Origin of the sequence: Roseibium aggregatum (genome assembly GCF_017309185.1) — a bacterium.
Classification (GTDB): domain Bacteria; phylum Pseudomonadota; class Alphaproteobacteria; order Rhizobiales; family Stappiaceae; genus Roseibium; species Roseibium aggregatum_B.
On the sequence record NZ_JAEKJZ010000001.1, the window covers coordinates 426,918 to 442,687 of the forward strand.

The window sequence follows — 15,770 nt, forward strand, 5'->3', positions numbered from 1 at the left end:
CCTCAACTGCCAGAACGCCGGCAGGCATCCTACCCGCCGAAGCGTCTATGTGGGTGTTGAATCTTGTAGCGTTTTATGTCGTCCGTCACACCTCGAAGCGTGGACCTGGAGATCCAAGGACCTCGTTCGCGTGCCGTCGTGTTTCCATATGGAGCACCCTGAGCGTCCAGTCGTCGTCGTTTTCGACCCACCTCAGATTGTCCGCGTCGACGCTGTCTGAAGTGTGTAGGACGATCGTGTCGTCGTAGATCGAGCCGGGAGGGGGAAACCGTGTCGGGTGGCGTATCTGGCTGTTTACCACCAAAGCCGCGGCAGTGCGGCACGGGCCCGCAGCCCTTCTTCCACCAGCCGACGACGGATCAGGGGCTCCTCCGGGGCGTCGCTCGGGCCGAAATCGGAGGCATGAATGCCGGCGGTGATGAACAGCACGTCGATGTCCTGGGAGACGGCGCCGCGGATGTCGGTCGGCAGCCCGTCGCCGATTGCCAGCACGTCTTCCTTGGCAACAGCGTTGCCGGAAAGTGTTTCGAGCATCTTCAGGGCGGCCCGGTAGATCGGAGCGTGGGGTTTGCCCAGGATGGTGACTTCACCGCCGAGGTCCTCGTAAAGCCGGGCAAGCGCCCCGGCGCACCAGATCAGCCGGTCGCCGCGTTCCACCACGATATCGGGGTTGGCGCAGATCATCGGAACCTTGCGGTCCGCGAGTTTCTGCAGACGGTCCCGATAATCGTCCGGTGTCTCGGTCTCGTCGTCCACCAGACCCGTGCAGCTGATTGCCTCCGCGCTTTCATCGTCGTCGGACGTAAATGTCGCTTCAAGGTTCCAGTAGAGCGGCTGGTCGCGGTTTGGCCCGATGTGCAGGAGTTTCTTGCTCCCTTGCGCAACGAGGCTTTCACGGGTCACGTCGCCCGAGGTGACGATGCCGTCGTAAGCTTCGCCTGGGACCCCGAGGCTCGTCAGCATTTCCGCGACCTGCGGCGCCGGGCGAGGCGCGTTGGTGATCAGGACGACCTTGCCGCCGGTTTCCTCGCGGAATGTCCTCAACGCATGGTGAGCCTCCTCGAATGCCGCGACCCCGTTGTGCAAAACCCCCCAGACATCGCAGAGAATGCCTTGATAAGAGGGGGCAAGAACACGAAGTCCGTCTATAAGAAGCGGTGCGGATACGGTCATGGCGGATACTCGAATCTCGGTAGGACTGTGAGTCTCTCGAAGAGAAACCCGGAACTCGGCGCGGACCATATAGGAACATGCGGCGGGGCGAAACCTGATAGAGGACGTTGGATGAAGGTCAGGCAACTTGGCGAGCAGGTGATCAACCAGATCGCGGCCGGCGAGGTGATCGAACGGCCTGCCAGCGTGATCAAGGAGCTGGTGGAAAACGCCGTCGATGCCGGCGCTTCCCAGGTCGAAATCGTCACGGCGGCCGGCGGCAAGACGCTGATGCGGGTCTCCGACGACGGCGAGGGCATGGGCCAGGAGGATCTCAAACTGGCCGTGCGCCGGCACTGCACTTCGAAAATATCCGACGACGACCTGTTCGATATCCGCACGCTCGGCTTTCGCGGCGAAGCCCTTCCATCCATCGGTTCGGTCGCGCGGCTGCTCATCCAGACGCGCCATGCCGGTGAGGACCATGCCTGGGCGATTTCCGTGGAGGGGGGCAGGGAACAGCCGCTCAGCCCCGCGGCCCGCAAGCGCGGAACGCAGGTGGAAGTGCGGGACCTGTTCTTCGCGACCCCGGCCCGGCTGAAGTTTCTGAAGTCCGACCGGGCGGAAAGTGCCGCGATCACGGAAATCGTCAAGCGCATCGCGCTCGCCTATCCCGGTATCGGCTTTTCGCTGTCCGGGGCGGACCGGCAGCCGCAGAGCTGGCCCGCGGCCCGGGGCGGCGAACCGCAGCTTGCGCGGATCGCGCAGATCCTCGGACAGGACTTCGTCGACAACGCCATGGAGATCGACGCGGCGCGGGAAGGGGTCCGGCTGACAGGCTTCGCCGGCCTGCCGACCCATCATCGCGGCAACGCCCAGCATCAGTTCTTTTTCGTGAACGGCCGACCGGTCAAGGACAAGCTGCTTCTGTCCGGCCTGCGCGGTGCCTATGCGGATGTACTCGCCCGCGACCGCCATCCGGTGGTGGTGCTGTTCATCGATCTCGATCCCGCCCAGGTTGACGTGAACGTTCATCCGGCCAAGGCGGACGTTCGCTTTCGCGATGCCCAGCTTGTGCGCGGACTGCTCGTCGGTGCAATCAAGCATGCGCTGGTCCAGTCCGGCCACCGGTCCTCCACGTCCAACGCGGCGGTGGCCCTTGATGCGATCCGGACCCAGACGCATGCCACCGGTCACCAAGGTTACCGGTCATCGCCTCTGGGGGAAGCGGCGTCACGCGGCGGGGGGTACGGAGGTGGTGCGGCCTACGCCGGGGCGCCGGCCGAAAGCCGATGGAACGAAGCGGTGTTCCGTCCCCTGGATGCCGCGGGAAGGCCGGAAGCGGGCTTTGCCGAGCAACCCCAGCCACCTTTCCAGGCCGGAAACGGTTTGTCCGGGCTCGCGGTGCCGTCGGCGGATGCAAGGGCGCACGATCTCCCGGAGGTGGAGGAGAAGAGCCACCTGCCGCTCGGGGCGGCCCGAGCGCAGGTCCACGAGACCTATATCATTGCCCAGACGGAAGACGGGGTGGTGATCGTCGATCAGCACGCGGCCCATGAACGTCTCGTCTATGAGCGGCTGAAGGAGGCTTTGGCGCAGAAGGACGTCGCCCGGCAGATCCTTCTGATCCCTGAAATTGTCGAACTGACGGAAGAAGACGCCGCCCGGCTGTGCGAACGCGCGGACGATCTGGAAAAGGCCGGTCTGGCGTTGGAAGGGTTTGGGCCCGGTGCCGTCGCGGTCCGGGAAACGCCCGCCATTCTGGGGGATCTCGATATCCAGGGGCTGGTGCGCAATCTGGCCGACGAGCTTGCCGAATGGGATACGGCCGAGGGCTTGAAGGAACGGCTCGACCATGTCGCCGCGACCATGGCCTGTCACGGCTCGGTCCGGGCCGGACGGCGCATGCGGCCGGAGGAGATGGACGCGCTCTTGCGCGACATGGAGGCAACGCCGCTTTCAGGCCAGTGCAATCATGGTCGGCCGACCTGGGTTGAACTTAAGCTCAGCGACATCGAGAAGCTGTTCGGACGGAAGTAGCGACCAAAGGAAAACCCCGGGCCGCCGGCCCGGGGTCTCTGCTTTCAGCTCAGACGCGCTTAGAGCGATGCAAGTTATTTCCGGTTAAACGCGACGCGCTCTAGAACGTGCGCTGGATGCGGAAGGTTCCGTAGAGCTCATACGTGTCACTCAGGCCGGACGCCGCGCTGTAGTCCAGATCGCGGTACTGGAGTTCCGGACCGATTTCGAGACCGGAGACCGGCTCCCAGACAACGTTGGCAGTCGCGTCGATCTGGGTGAAGTCATAGGCGCTGGTTCCGCCATCGACCTTGAAGTATCCACCCTCGACGTTGGCCTGAATGGTCGGAGTGAGACCAAGGTTGACCCCGCCGAGAATGCCCCAGGTCTTGGTTGTGTCGACATCGCCGTTGCTGAACACCGCGTCGGTGATCCGACCGTCGAAATCATTGTTGGCGTAAAGGCTGGCACCGTCGGTATAGACGCCCTGAAGGGCGACGCTGCCGCCCTGCGCCAGACCACCGAAATTGACTTCGACACCGGCGCCGATCGCCCAGCCGAGCTCATCCTCGGAGCCGTTGGACAGCCCGTTGACGACCGCGTTCGGATAGACCTGATGAAGGGCACCCATAACCTGCGCCTGTCCCCAACCCTGGCTGACGCCGAGAGCGGCAACGATGTCAGGCATGCGGGTGCCGCCATAGCCCGTACCGGTGACGGTGGTGCTGCCGATCGCGGCTTCGCGTTCCGACCGGTCTTCGACCGCCAGGGTGGCGTAGAACCCGTCGCCGAAGGCGGCGGTGTAGGCAACCTGGTTGATCTTCTGGTCGGAATAACTCGCGGTCTGCGCGCCGAAAGCGTAACCGGTGAAGAAGTCGAAATTCGACTGGTCCCGGCCCGCCAGCAGGCCGCCCCACTGGACGTAGCCTTTTTCAAGCGTGAAGGTGTCGGCGCCGGATTGGGAGGTTGCGTACATTTCGATGAACGTGCGCAGCGTTCCGTATTCCGTCGCGGTGCGCGCATCGAGATAGAGATAGCCGCGGGCCCTGAACTGATAGCCATCGGTGTTCCGGTCGCCCCAGGCGTTCTGGTCTTCCCCGAAATTGCGGATGCGGTAGTCCGCACGGACGCGGCCGCCGACGCGGAGACAGGTTTCGGAGCCCGGAATGTAATAGAACCGCGCACCGTAGGCATCGCAGATGCGAACGTAATCGACCGGTTCCGGCGCAACCGGCAGGTCGGCGGAAAGAGCCGGTGAGACAGCTGCCGCCAATCCGGCGATTGCCCCGAGAACAGCAAGACGAGTCATTTGATACTCCAAGAAGTGGACTACCCCCACACGCGAAAATGGAGGGGCCATGTGACAATTTCCAGAACGCGGCCCCTCACAAACTGTCGCGGGAATGCGCTTTGGAAGCCGGTGTTGCCATCTTGCAACAAAAGGACGCGTTCCTGGGCGACAGGAGGGCAGCGTTGCTTTCCGGCCAGTGCAATCACGGCCGGCCGACCTGGGTTGAACTGAAGCTCAGCGATGTCGGGAAGCTGTCCGGACGGAAGCAGCGACCAAAGGAAAACCCCGGGCCGCCGGCCCGGGGTCTCTGCTTTCAGCTCAGATGCGCTCTAGAACGTGCGCTGGATGCGGAAGGTTCCGTAGAGCTCATACGTGTCGCTCAGGCCGGACGCGGCGCTGTAGTCCAGGTCGCGGTACTGGAGTTCCGGACCGATTTCGAGACCGGAGATCGGCTCCCAGACGACGTTGGCGGACGCGTCGATCTGGGTGAAGTCATAGGCGCTGGCGCCGCCATCGACCTTGAAGTATCCGCCCTCGACATTGGCCTGGATGGTCGGCGTGAGGCCAAGGTTGACCCCACCGAGAATACCCCAGGTTTTGGTGGTGTTGACGCCGCCATTGATGAACACCGCGTCGGTGATCCGGCCGTCGAAATCATTGTTGGCGTAAAGGCTGGCACCGTCGGTGTAGACGCCCTGAAGGGCGACGCTGCCGCCCTGCGCCAGGCCGCCGAAATTGACTTCGACACCGGCGCCGATCGCCCAGCCGAACTCATCCTCGGAGCCGTTGGAGAGGCTGTTGGCGGTCGAGTTTGTATAGATCTGATGGGTAGCACCCATCACCTGCGCCTGTCCCCAGCCCTGGCTGACGCCGAGAGCCGCGACAAAGTCCGGAATGCGGGTGGCGCCGTAGCCGATAGACGGGAACAGGGTGCTGCCGATCCCGGCATCGCGTTCCGACCGGTCTTCGACCGCCAGGGTGGCGTAGAACCCGTCGCCGAAGGCGGCGGTGTAGGCAACCTGGTTGATCTTCTGGTCTGAGTAACCCGCGGTCTGTGCGCCGAAGGCGTAGCCGGTGAAGAAGTCGAAGTTCGACTGGTCCCGGCCCGCCAGCAGGCCGCCCCACTGGATAAAGGCCTTTTCAAGCGTGGAAGTGTCGGCGCCGGACTGTGACGTCATGTACATTTCGATGAACGTGCGCAGGGTTCCGTATTGCGTTGCGGTGCGCGCATCGAGATAGAGATAGCCGCGGGCCCTGAACTGATAGCCATCGGTGTTCCGGTCGCCCCAGGCGTTCTGGTCTTCCCCGAAATTGCGGATGCGGTAGTCTGCGCGGACGCGGCCGCCGGCGCGAAGACAGGTTTCGGAGCCCGGAATGTAGTAGAGCCGCGCACCGTAGGCATCGCAGATGCGAACGTAATCGACCGGCTCCGGCGCAACAGGCAGGTCGGCGGAAAGAGCCGGTGAGACAGCTGCCGCCAATCCGGCGATTGCCCCGAGAACAGCAAGACGAGTCATTTGATACTCCGAATGTGGACTTCGCCCAGGCGGAGACATGGACGGTGCGTGTTCCTCCTTCTAGAAAGCTGTTCTTAACAAAGTGATGTGCGCAGACAGTTGTGCAAAACGTGTTGCTGCCTTGCAACACGGGTTTAGCGCCTGCTTTGGAAAAAGGATTTCAGTAATGCGGCGGCGCGCGTTTCTCCGAAGCCGGAATAGACCTCGGGCGCATGATGGCAGGTCGGTTGCCGGAAAAAGCGGGTGCCATGATCGACGGCGCCGCCTTTTTCGTCGCCGGCTCCGTAATAGAGCCTGCGGATCCGGGCAAAGGAAATCGCCGCCGCGCACATGGGACAGGGTTCAAGGGTGACGTAGAGGTCGCAATCGGCGAGGCGCTGGGACTGGAGAAGCGTGCCGGCGGCGCGGATGACAAGCACTTCCGCGTGTGCGGTCGGGTCGTTCAGCTCCAGGGTCCGATTGCCGTCCGAGGCGAGGATCTCGCCGTCCCGCACAAGAACGGCGCCCACGGGCACTTCCCCTCTGTGGGCCGCCAATTCAGCTTCCTTCAGTGCAAGGTCCATGAAAGTCGTTTGGCTTTCCGGGCCGGAAGAAACGGTCATGCGGTGTCACCCTGAAACGATGGCGGAGCGTGTTGAAGCGTTTTGCACGATCCGCCCGGTACTGGCAAATCTACCCGGTGAACCCGCGCCCGGACGCAAGGATCGAAACAAGCGATTCCCGAAGAGCCGAAGCTCTGGTAGAACGCGCGCATGACGACAAGAAAATTCACCCCCAAGCGACCGGGCACCGCGAACGGCCCGCGCCGCGACAAACGCAACTCCGACCCGCGAAAGTCCGCTCCCAAGAGCGGCCGGAAAACGCGGTCCGAGCCTGAGAGCGACCGGATCTCCGACGAGACGGCCAGCCGGGGCGAGCGCATCGCCAAGGTGATGGCCCGCGCCGGATTGTGCTCGCGCCGGGAGGCGGAAACCTGGATCGAGGCGGGTCGGGTCGAACTCAACGGCAAGCCCCTGACCACGCCCGCAGTGACGGTGACGCCGGACGACAAGGTTCTTGTGGACGGTAATCCGCTGCCGACCCGGGAACGCACGCGGCTCTGGCTCTATCACAAGCCGCGCGGCCTCGTGACCACCAACAAGGATCCCGAAGGCCGTCCGACGGTGTTCCAGAAGCTGCCGCGGGACCTGCCCAGGGTCCTGACCGTCGGCCGTCTCGACATCAACACCGAGGGCCTTTTGCTCCTCACCAACGATGGCGGGCTCGCACGGGTTCTGGAATTGCCGGCCACCGGTTGGCTGCGGCGTTACCGGGTGCGGGCCTACGGCAAGGTCACCCAGGCCGATCTTGACGGGCTCCAGGACGGGATCGCGCTCGACGGCGTGCTCTATGGTGCGATCGAGGCGACGCTCGACAAGGAACAGGGCGACAATGTCTGGCTGACGGTTTCTCTGAGGGAAGGCAAGAACCGGGAGGTCAAGCGGGTCCTGGAACATCTGGGCCTGTCGGTGAACCGGCTGATCCGCGTCTCTTACGGACCGTTCCAGCTGATGGACCTCGCCGAAGGGGAGGTGCGTGAAATCCGCGGTCGGGTCCTCCGCGACCAGCTCGGCGAAAAGCTGGCGGAAGAGGCCGGGGCGGATTTCGACGCACCCATTCTTCACCAGCCGAAAGACGAGACCTCCCGGAAACCGGCCGGAGGCGGACGGGCTCCGGCGAAACCGGGCGACAGGCATCAAGGTGAGCGTTCCCGGGGTGACCGATCCCGGGGCGACCGGTCTCAGGGTCAAAGGGAACAGGGCGGCCAGGGAAAATGGCTGTCGGCGCGCGAGGGCAAGAGCGAGACCGACCGGCGCAAGGCCGCCAAGGCGGACCGCGCGGAGCAGAAACAGGGCAAGCGCAAGAACGCCGGGCCCCGTCAGGAGAAGGTTTCGCCGCGCTCGCGTTTCCGGATGACGAAGGACCCCGGCCCCCGCAAGAACTATGGCGAAGAACGTCCCGCTCCGCCGCAAAGGCGGATCTGGGGGGAAGAAGGCCTTGTGGAGGACAAGCAGCAGCAACGCAGGTCCGATTCCGATAACGGCGATCGCCGGGGACCACCGAAGGGCCGTGGCCGTCCGCGTGACGGAGGCCGGTCTTGAGGATCGTTGCGGGCCGCTTCAAGGGAGCGGCTTTGAGTGCACCGAAATCGCAGGCAACCCGGCCGACGAGTGACCGGTTGCGGGAGACGATCTTCAATATCCTGGCGCATGGGCTCGATGTCGATCTGGACGGGGTCCGGGTACTGGACCTTTTCGCCGGCACCGGCGCCCTCGGGTTCGAGGCGTTGAGCCGAGGCGCGCGCCACTGCACCTTCATCGAGGAGGGAACGGAGGTGCGCGGTGTCATCCGCCGCAATATGGAATCGCTCGGGCTGAACGGCGTCGCCAAGATTTTCCGGCGCGACGCGACCCGTCTTGGCGCGGCGGGAACCATAGAGCCGTTCGCTCTTGCCTTCGCCGATCCGCCCTATGGCAGGGAGCTCGGAGAAAAAGCGCTTGCCTCGGCTGCGGCCGGCGGCTGGTTGAAGCCGGGTGCCATTTGCGTTCTGGAGGAACGCGCGTCCGCGGAGGTCACGGTCCCCGACGGGTTTGAAGAACTCGACCGCCGGCAGGCCGGCGACAGTCAGGTTGTTTTTCTAAGATACTGTCCCGGGACCTGATGCGATCCGCAATGAACGGAAACCCATCTGAACGGGTATCCATCAAGTGTCGCCGGTGTTACGCCCCGCCCGGCATCATGATGTAAACCGTCGGTTTGGCCGGCAGGTTCGAGCGGCTTGCAATCAGCTTCGGCGTTTCCGCACGGACGATTTCGTAGCCCTCTTCCGTGCTGCGGGCGACAAAGGCTTGCAAAGCGCCTGCGAAATGAAAATGCATCGGTATGACCATGGCCGGACCGATGCTCTTCAGGACATCCATGAGGCTGTCCAGGCGCAGGGTCGAGGAATTGTCGATTGCCGCCAGGACAATGTCGATCTGCCCGAGCCGCGTCAGGTCTTCCTGGGTCAGCCGGTGATGCAAGTGGCCGAGATGCGCAATGCAAAGGTCCGCCACTTCGAAGATGAAAATGGAATTTCCCAGGCGGCGGGTTTCGCCATCCCATCCGCGGATGTTTGTCTGGATGTTCCTTATGCGGACATCGTCGACGGTCAGGTCGTGGTCCATCGGACCGCCCTCGGGATTCCAGCCGTAGAGCAGGTGCTCTATGCCCGGACCGGGATTGAGCGAGTAGTGGGTGCTGTGCGCGCCGTTCATGGTGGCGACGGTCGGCGGCAGAAACGGTCGGATGCTGTCGTTGTAGTCGGTTGCGATCCGCACGCCGGAAGGTGTTTCGATCTCGAAGGTGGAATGGCCGATATAGCGGATCTGAACCTCGCCCGCCTGCAGGGCGGCACGCCACACGCGGACTTCTCCCGGACCGGGCGACTTATAGGGGGCCTCCGCGACCAGTTGGCAAACGGCGAAGGCCGGCTGGGAGAAGCAAGCCAGCAGAAACAGCCCCGGCAGGGCTCGCGCGGCCGGAGCGCCGAGCAGTCGGTAGAAAATGGATCTGATGCATTCGGCGGCGTTTGCGGTCATGGTTTGCTATCCCGATAAACACACATGACCATAAGTGTAGAGGGTTGAGCCAACGCGGCAAGACGAAGAATGCGGCGACTTTCATGACCGTCCGATGGTTTTTGAGGCGCTGCAAAAAGAAAAGGCAACCGGCTTGCGTTGGAAGGAACGCGCGCGGTTGCCTGAGGTGGGGGCGGGTGGGAGGTTAACCTGCCCCGGAATGGTCTGCTTGAACTGGTGCCTAAACGACATGCAGGCTGACGGGAGCCTTGCCTCCTCTGGATCTGCTGTCGGACGCGAAGTCCCTTTTCATGCTCGTGTTCTTGGCTTGCGCGTAGATGACTTCCCCCGCGTGACCGGCTTCGGAGACCAGAGACGTCCGGCTGCACATGGCTGCCAGGGACAGGCCCAGCTCCCGGAAATGACCGCGCCGATAGCAATAGACAGCCAGGGCCGCTCGGTCGTTTTCCGGCATCTGTTCGCCCACTTCGGCGACGGCGTTGAATGTCGCGTCGAGCAATTTTTTCAAAATGTCATCCGAAACCGGACAATTGTCCAAATCCGCTGAACCCGATGGCCGCATCGACGCGCTCCTTGGCAAGTTTCGCCCGGTCCGGTTTGTTCCGGTTCATCGTGACGACCGCCTGCCTTCGATATGTTGCATTGGCGTTATCGGGAAATTATTTGCCTGCTGTCTTAAGGAATGGTTAAAAAGGTTTCCGAGCGAAATAAAACTTGGCGATGTGGATAATTACTGCCTGTATTGATTAAGTAGATTGCATTACGTCCTCAAGGATACCTGTAAGATGATTCCTTGTTATTTCCTTCAGGGGCTCGGCATTTTCAAGGATGCGGTCGGCTTTGAGGAAGTCAAGAACACGGATTGAGTCGTGCGGTGGCCGAATCAGGATATCGGGCTGATCCGTCGCGAGTTTGTGCCGGGTGATGCTCTGCATGAGGATCTGGCTGGAACCGAAAAGACTGTCGAGCATGCTGATGTCCTCCCGTTCCCCGCGCCGCACCGGCGCCCCGACAACGTCGACTGCGATTACAATGTCGCAGCTTGAGCGCAGGCCATCGAACGGCAGCGGATTGGATACGCCGCCGTCGATCAGGTGGCGGCCATCTACCTGCATAGGCCGGAATATCGCGGGAATCGCGATGGAGGCGGCAATTGCGGGAAGGAGCGGGCCGCTCTCGAAATCCGCTTCCTCGCAGGCGTAAAAATCCGTGGCGACCAGGCGCAGGGGGATATTCAGGTCCTCGAACCGGTGCGGCAGATGTTCGGAAATGAAGACTTCCAGCACCCTTTCCGGATCGAATTGCACGGGTCCGGAGCGAAACACGTCGCGGAACCGTTTCGGTCGAAGCTGCCAAAGCCTTGAAAGAACGCTGTTGCGGTCCGCGAACAGGTCGAGGGTGAGCTTGCGGATCTCGCGTCCGCTAAGTCCGCTGGCATAGGCCGCGCCGAAGATTGCGCCGATTGACGATCCGGCGATTTTGACCGGTTTGATGCCCAGTTCGTCGAGGGCCTCCAGAACGGGGATCTGGGACAGTCCGCGGGCGCCGCCGCTGCCAAGCGCAAGACCGATCCGGGGCGAAGTCGAAGAGGAAGGCATGAAAAACGTCCTGAAACTCTGTTTCGAATGAGATGGGATGTCCGAAAGGCTTTGCCAAGCGCAAGATTTGAAATGCCGCGCCTGGCCACGCCCCGAATGCCCGGAGGGGCAGAATTTCAGGTTCCTCCGTCCCGGTCTCCGGTCCGGGCCCCTGGAGCGGCCGGGAAGGTCAGATCACGAAGTACAGGTCGCCCGCAGATTCAGACATCCAGTCCGTCATGCGGTCGAAAGGCATCGGTCTGGCGATCAGATAGCCCTGGATGGAGAAATCGCCCATCAATTTCAAGCAGTCGTATTGGGCTTCCGTCTCGACCCCTTCGCACACCACCCTGACGTTCAAGGAACGCGCCAGGCCGATGAGCTGGTTGATGACGGTCGCCTTCCGGTCGTCATGCAGCATCTGCAGCGTGAAGGAGCGATCTATCTTCAGGCCCTTGATCGGCAGATCCGCCACATGGGTGAGGGATGCGTAACCGGTGCCGAAATCATCCAGTTCGATGTGGATGCCGAGAGCGAACAGCTCCTTCAGGGCGGTCAGGCAGCCGGACCGGTTGTCATCGAGGAAGACGGACTCCACCACTTCCGCGGTCACCCGTTCCGGTTCGATGTTGTATTTTCTCATGGCGGTCTTGAAGTGCTCGACCAGCGAGCCCGCGGCCAGGTGAGACTGGGAGATATTGATCCCGATGCGCCCGAACTCCAGTCCGGCGTCGAGCCAGGCTCGCGCGGCCGCCAGCGACTTGTCGATGACCAATTCACCCAGAATAGGCGCAAGCCGGGTCCTTTCGATGAAGGGCAGAAACTCTGACGGAGGCAATTCGCCGCGCTCGGGATGCTGCCAGCGCACAAGCGCCTCGACTCCGGTGACCGTATGAGATCTCAGGTTGACCTGAGGCTGGAACACCAGGAAGAACTCGTCGTTTTGGATGGCGCGGTGGAGTTCAAGCTCGATCTGGGCTTCCTTCTCGCTGTCCCTCTTCATGTTGGGTGAGAAAAAGGTGAAGCGGTCCTTGCCATGCTCCTTGGAGTGATAGAGCGCCAGGTCGGCGTGAACCAGCAGTGTGTCGAAATCCGCACCGTTCTCCGGACAAAGGGCGATGCCCATGCTGACCGTCGGCCAGAACTGGTTGCCGTTAAACTCCATGGGCATGCGCATCACCCGCCGGGCGCGTTCGCACAGGACGTTCGGGTCGGCGGTGCTGCTGTCGGCGATGATGACGAATTCGTCCCCGCCCCAACGGTAGGGTGTGCCGAGTCCTCTGGAGATCTCGCGGAGCCTGCGGCCGGTTTCTTCCAGACAATAATCACCGGCAAGGTGGCCGAGCGTATCGTTCACCCGCTTGAATGCGTCCAGATCCACGTGGAAAAGGAAAGAGGGCTTTTCGGTCCCGGCGAAACGCTCGGCGGCGTCATGCTGGCAGGCTCTGCGGTTGGACAGTTTCGTGAGCGGGTCGAAGTAGGCCAGCCGTTCCGCGCGGATTTTTGCATCGCGCGTCTCCTGTTCTCTCTGCACGCGCTCCGAAATGTCGTTCGCAATGGCAACGATCAGTTTCCGTTGATGATCCGACATCAGTTGCACCCGCAAGTCGACGGGATATTTGCTTCCGTCTTTGCGGACATGTTGGATTTCGGCGGAAAGGTTCGCTTCCTGGCCGGACAGCAAGGGGGCGATCTTTTGACGAACAGTTTCCTTGTCATATACCGGATTGATTTCCCAGATCGGCCGGTGCTTGAGCTCTTCGGGCGCATACCCAAGATTGGTATGTGTGCGCTTGTTGGCGTACTCGATCTCCAGGCTGTCGGCGTCCAGGATGCAGATTTCGTTGAGTGAGGTCTCCAGAATGCTCGCGAGCAGCTTGTTTCGCCGTTCGGCCTGCCAGCGCTCCGTAATATCGTGCGCGACGCCGAAGAACGTCGCGGCCTTTCCGTCCGGTCCGGTCAGCACGTATCCGCGCGTATGTAAATACCGGGTTGTTCCGTCTTTCAGGAAAAGTGGGTGTTCGAACTCAAACTCCCCACAATCCGCGATCGCCTGGTCGAACAAGCCTCGGATTCTGACGGCGTCGTCAGGTAGAACCGATCGGAAGATGATTTCGCGTATCTCCTTCGGAGGCGTGTCGGCCGCGATACCCATGATCCGGAAAAATTCTTCCGAAGCATGTATTTCATTGGTGTTGAGATCCAATTCCCAGCTTCCGACGCCTGCGACGCGCTGCGCTTCGAGCAATTGCAGCGCGCTGTGCTTGAGTTTTTCGGAATTTTCACGCACTTCGTCTTCAAGACGGGATTCAGTCAGCTTGACGGAGGTCTGCATCCTCGACATCAACCGGGAAACGGCGGCCCAGGCGGCCAGAACCAGTCCGGTGCCGATCGCCACTGACCAGAAGGTTCTTTTCAGAAAGGTCCAGACGTCCTCCGTAACGTCCATTGCCAGGACAAGTCTATGGGGGGAATTGCCTGCAAGCATCTTGGCCGGCAACGTGCGTGCCAGGATGATGCGACCGTTCTGCCAGATGAAACCGTCTGATCCCCGAGGCTGGCCACGTGCGCTATCCCGGACTTCATTTTCGAAGCCCGAAATTTCAAGGCCGCCAGCGCCTGCGTGTCCGGCGGTCGTCGCGATTTGGAGGCGGGAAACACGGTCTTTTGAAACCTTGAGGAGTTCTCCGCCGGCTGCCGAACTGGCAATGGTGAGGGCGGGGGCAACGTCCAGGGTCAGCTCAAGATGTCCGAAAGCGTGCCCGTGACTGAACAGGGGGCGGTTTAGGCTGACGGTCAGCCTGTCCTCCGTGCCACCGGGGTCGCGAGACGGGATCTTGACGGGCAAGGCTGGGTCGGAAGCGCCGGGTCCGGCCGTTTTGTACAAAAGCGCGCGATCCTGCGCATAGACCGCAAACTCCGCGATATCGATATCGCCGGACTGCTCTGCGAGCATCCTGTTTGAAAACTCCGCCACTTGTGCGGTGCTTCTTTGAAGGATGGCGTGTCGCAGGACCTTGTCGGCCTGAATGCCGTCTGCCGCGCGATCAAGCAATTCCGACGCGAGAGCTTGCTGTTGCGCCATCAACCGCTCTGCGGTTTGAGCAAAAAGATCTCCCGGCGCATTCAAGTCCCGATAGCCGAAGAGGATGTTTTGTACCCCGGCGGCAAGCACGGTAAGGCCCAGCAGGGTGAGGAAGATCTTCCTTAGCGGTTTTTCAAATCGGGATTTTTCGTCCATGTCGGGCGCGATGAGCCTGTCGAGGAAGCTCACGGGTCTCCCCGAGCGAAAAGCATCGTCACCGGGCCGCTGCCTGTCACTTAGAATTTCCGCGTTTGCATTCCGCACGAATACCCCCAGCAGCCCTATCTGCTTTTTCGTCCTGCAAAACAGCCACTTTGGCGACAACGCTTACGGCGCAGCGGCAAGCCTGCAGGCGGTTACTGCCATCTCCAACAGTAACGATTATTCGTTAAATTGTATTGAATGGGGTTGTTAAGAGTTGTTAATAGAATAAAGGTAAAAGCTGCCGAATTTGAAATCTTAATGAAAAGAATTCAATTATTTCTCTGGGGCAACAAGAGGTCAGGTCCGGGTTTCTATTCAATTTTTACGAGAGCAAGAAATTCAACAAATGTTCGGCCGTTTCGTGAGGCGATTCTTCCGGTAGAAAATGGCCGCAGTCGAGGACTGCGCCAATCGCTTGCGGACACCAGGGCCGCCAAACGGATAGGGGGTCGTCGACGCTGGTTGCGATACCCAGGCCGCCCCAAAGCGCAAGGAGCGGTTTTTGAATGATGTTCCCCGCCTCTTGGTCCGCCTTGTCGTGCAGATAGTCGATGGTCGCACCCGCCCGGTAGTCCTCGCAGGTCGCTGCGATCCGGTCGGGATCGCGGAACCATGCCCGGTTGTGGATCATCGCTGCTTCCGAAAAACAGGTCAGATTCTTTTCCGCTGTCCAACTCGCCAGCGTGTGTTCCAGGAAGTGGATTGGGCTGGAAGAGATGAGTTCTTCCGGAAAAGGCGCCGGTTGGGCCAGAAAGGTCCAATGGTAGATCTTGAGGCCGAAGGTCCTGTCCATCCTGTCCCAGTATTCACTTGTGGGAAGGATATCGAGGACGGCGAGCCGTTCGAGCGCATCGGGAGTGTCGAGCGCCATGCGGTAGGCGACCCTCCCGCCCCGGTCATGACCGGCGAGGAAAAAGCGCTCGTGGCCGAAACCCCGCATCATCTCGACCAAACTGCTGGCGATGCATCGCTTCGAGTACGGCCAGTGGTCCTGTGTCATAGGGGGAACGGAAGACTGTCCATAGCCGGGGAGATCCGGAAGGACGAGTGTGAAATGCTTGTCGAGCAGCGGGGCGATCTTGTGCCAGATCACATGGGACTGCGGGTAACCGTGGAGGAGTAGGAGCGGCGGTCCGGAGCCACCGATCCGGCAATAAAAACCGGTTCCGGCGGCTTCAATCGTGACGCTCTCGTAGCCCGGAAACAAATCCGGCAATTCGTTTTCCAAATCGGCCCCCCACATCACCAGGTCACGGAATCGTAACTGTCTTCACCCGCGGTTGCCAAGCGTGTCGTTGTGCCTGC

13 protein-coding genes are annotated in these 15,770 nt (G+C 61.5%); 3 read left to right on the plus strand and 10 right to left on the minus strand.

The genetic code is table 11. The annotated features are described in order from the left end of the window. Window positions 1-85: 85 nt before the first annotated feature. Window positions 86-301 (minus strand): hypothetical protein, encoded by a 216-nt coding sequence (locus tag JF539_RS01980; RefSeq protein ID WP_207138679.1) that lies wholly within the window; start codon window positions 299-301, stop codon window positions 86-88. Continuing rightward, the gene (locus JF539_RS01985) at window positions 295-1,173 is read right to left on the minus strand and encodes a TIGR01459 family HAD-type hydrolase (RefSeq protein ID WP_207138686.1); all 879 of its coding nucleotides are present in this window, start codon (window positions 1,171-1,173) and stop codon (window positions 295-297) included. Before JF539_RS01985 ends, JF539_RS01980 begins: the two co-directional genes overlap by 7 nt. A gap of 111 nt (window positions 1,174-1,284) precedes the next feature. Here JF539_RS01985 and mutL point away from each other — a divergent pair, with 111 nt between their 5' ends. Then, the gene (gene mutL / locus JF539_RS01990) at window positions 1,285-3,192 is read left to right on the plus strand and encodes a DNA mismatch repair endonuclease MutL (protein WP_207138687.1); all 1,908 of its coding nucleotides are present in this window, start codon (window positions 1,285-1,287) and stop codon (window positions 3,190-3,192) included. Window positions 3,193-3,292: 100 nt separating this feature from the next. On the opposite strand, the gene JF539_RS01995 is transcribed toward mutL, so the two are convergent. The 3 genes from JF539_RS01995 to JF539_RS02005 all read right to left on the minus strand — a co-directional run bounded on the left by JF539_RS01995 (window position 3,293) and on the right by JF539_RS02005 (window position 6,581). Then, window positions 3,293-4,480 (minus strand): porin, encoded by a 1,188-nt coding sequence (locus tag JF539_RS01995; protein WP_207138688.1) that lies wholly within the window; start codon window positions 4,478-4,480, stop codon window positions 3,293-3,295. A gap of 311 nt (window positions 4,481-4,791) precedes the next feature. Further along, complete coding sequence (locus tag JF539_RS02000; protein WP_207138689.1) at window positions 4,792-5,979, minus strand: porin; 1,188 nt, start codon at window positions 5,977-5,979, stop codon at window positions 4,792-4,794. Window positions 5,980-6,113: 134 nt separating this feature from the next. Then, a complete protein-coding gene (locus JF539_RS02005) occupies window positions 6,114-6,581 on the minus strand; it encodes a nucleoside deaminase (RefSeq protein ID WP_236042327.1) in 468 nt (155 codons plus the stop codon). Window positions 6,582-6,731: 150 nt separating this feature from the next. On the opposite strand from JF539_RS02005, the gene JF539_RS02010 reads away from it, so the two are divergent. Continuing rightward, complete coding sequence (locus JF539_RS02010; RefSeq protein ID WP_207138690.1) at window positions 6,732-8,120, plus strand: pseudouridine synthase; 1,389 nt, start codon at window positions 6,732-6,734, stop codon at window positions 8,118-8,120. Then, entirely contained in the window at window positions 8,117-8,680 is a 564-nt protein-coding gene (gene rsmD, locus JF539_RS02015; protein WP_207138691.1) for a 16S rRNA (guanine(966)-N(2))-methyltransferase RsmD, read from the plus strand. Before JF539_RS02010 ends, rsmD begins: the two co-directional genes overlap by 4 nt. 58 nt (window positions 8,681-8,738) lie before the next feature. Here the strand turns inward: rsmD and JF539_RS02020 are convergent, their stop codons facing one another. The 5 genes from JF539_RS02020 to JF539_RS02040 form a co-directional block, all read right to left on the minus strand. Then, complete coding sequence (locus JF539_RS02020) at window positions 8,739-9,599, minus strand: MBL fold metallo-hydrolase (RefSeq protein ID WP_207138692.1); 861 nt, start codon at window positions 9,597-9,599, stop codon at window positions 8,739-8,741. Window positions 9,600-9,819: 220 nt separating this feature from the next. Further along, window positions 9,820-10,107 (minus strand): hypothetical protein, encoded by a 288-nt coding sequence (locus tag JF539_RS02025; RefSeq protein WP_209016959.1) that lies wholly within the window; start codon window positions 10,105-10,107, stop codon window positions 9,820-9,822. Window positions 10,108-10,345: 238 nt separating this feature from the next. Beyond that, complete coding sequence (locus tag JF539_RS02030; RefSeq protein ID WP_207138693.1) at window positions 10,346-11,197, minus strand: patatin-like phospholipase family protein; 852 nt, start codon at window positions 11,195-11,197, stop codon at window positions 10,346-10,348. 169 nt (window positions 11,198-11,366) lie between these two features. Continuing rightward, window positions 11,367-14,450 carry a putative bifunctional diguanylate cyclase/phosphodiesterase gene (locus JF539_RS02035; protein WP_209016960.1) on the minus strand — a complete coding sequence of 1,028 codons (3,084 nt, stop codon included), beginning with the start codon at window positions 14,448-14,450 and terminating at the stop codon, window positions 11,367-11,369. Between the two features lie 337 nt (window positions 14,451-14,787). Then, the gene (locus tag JF539_RS02040; protein ID WP_209016961.1) at window positions 14,788-15,708 is read right to left on the minus strand and encodes an alpha/beta fold hydrolase; all 921 of its coding nucleotides are present in this window, start codon (window positions 15,706-15,708) and stop codon (window positions 14,788-14,790) included. Window positions 15,709-15,770 lie beyond the last annotated feature (62 nt).

Excerpts from the sequence above, each read along its gene's own strand:
- JF539_RS01985 (WP_207138686.1), bottom strand. The coding sequence starts at position 1,173 with ATGACCGTATCCGCACCGCTTCTTATAGACGGACTTCGTGTTCTTGCC.
- mutL (WP_207138687.1), top strand. The coding sequence starts at position 1,285 with ATGAAGGTCAGGCAACTTGGCGAGCAGGTGATCAACCAGATCGCGGCC.
- JF539_RS01995 (WP_207138688.1), bottom strand. The coding sequence starts at position 4,480 with ATGACTCGTCTTGCTGTTCTCGGGGCAATCGCCGGATTGGCGGCAGCT.
- JF539_RS02000 (WP_207138689.1), bottom strand. The coding sequence starts at position 5,979 with ATGACTCGTCTTGCTGTTCTCGGGGCAATCGCCGGATTGGCGGCAGCT.
- JF539_RS02005 (WP_236042327.1), bottom strand. The coding sequence starts at position 6,581 with ATGACCGTTTCTTCCGGCCCGGAAAGCCAAACGACTTTCATGGACCTT.
- JF539_RS02010 (WP_207138690.1), top strand. The coding sequence starts at position 6,732 with ATGACGACAAGAAAATTCACCCCCAAGCGACCGGGCACCGCGAACGGC.
- JF539_RS02020 (WP_207138692.1), bottom strand. The coding sequence starts at position 9,599 with ATGACCGCAAACGCCGCCGAATGCATCAGATCCATTTTCTACCGACTG.
- JF539_RS02030 (WP_207138693.1), bottom strand. The coding sequence starts at position 11,197 with ATGCCTTCCTCTTCGACTTCGCCCCGGATCGGTCTTGCGCTTGGCAGC.
- JF539_RS02040 (WP_209016961.1), bottom strand. The coding sequence starts at position 15,708 with ATGTGGGGGGCCGATTTGGAAAACGAATTGCCGGATTTGTTTCCGGGC.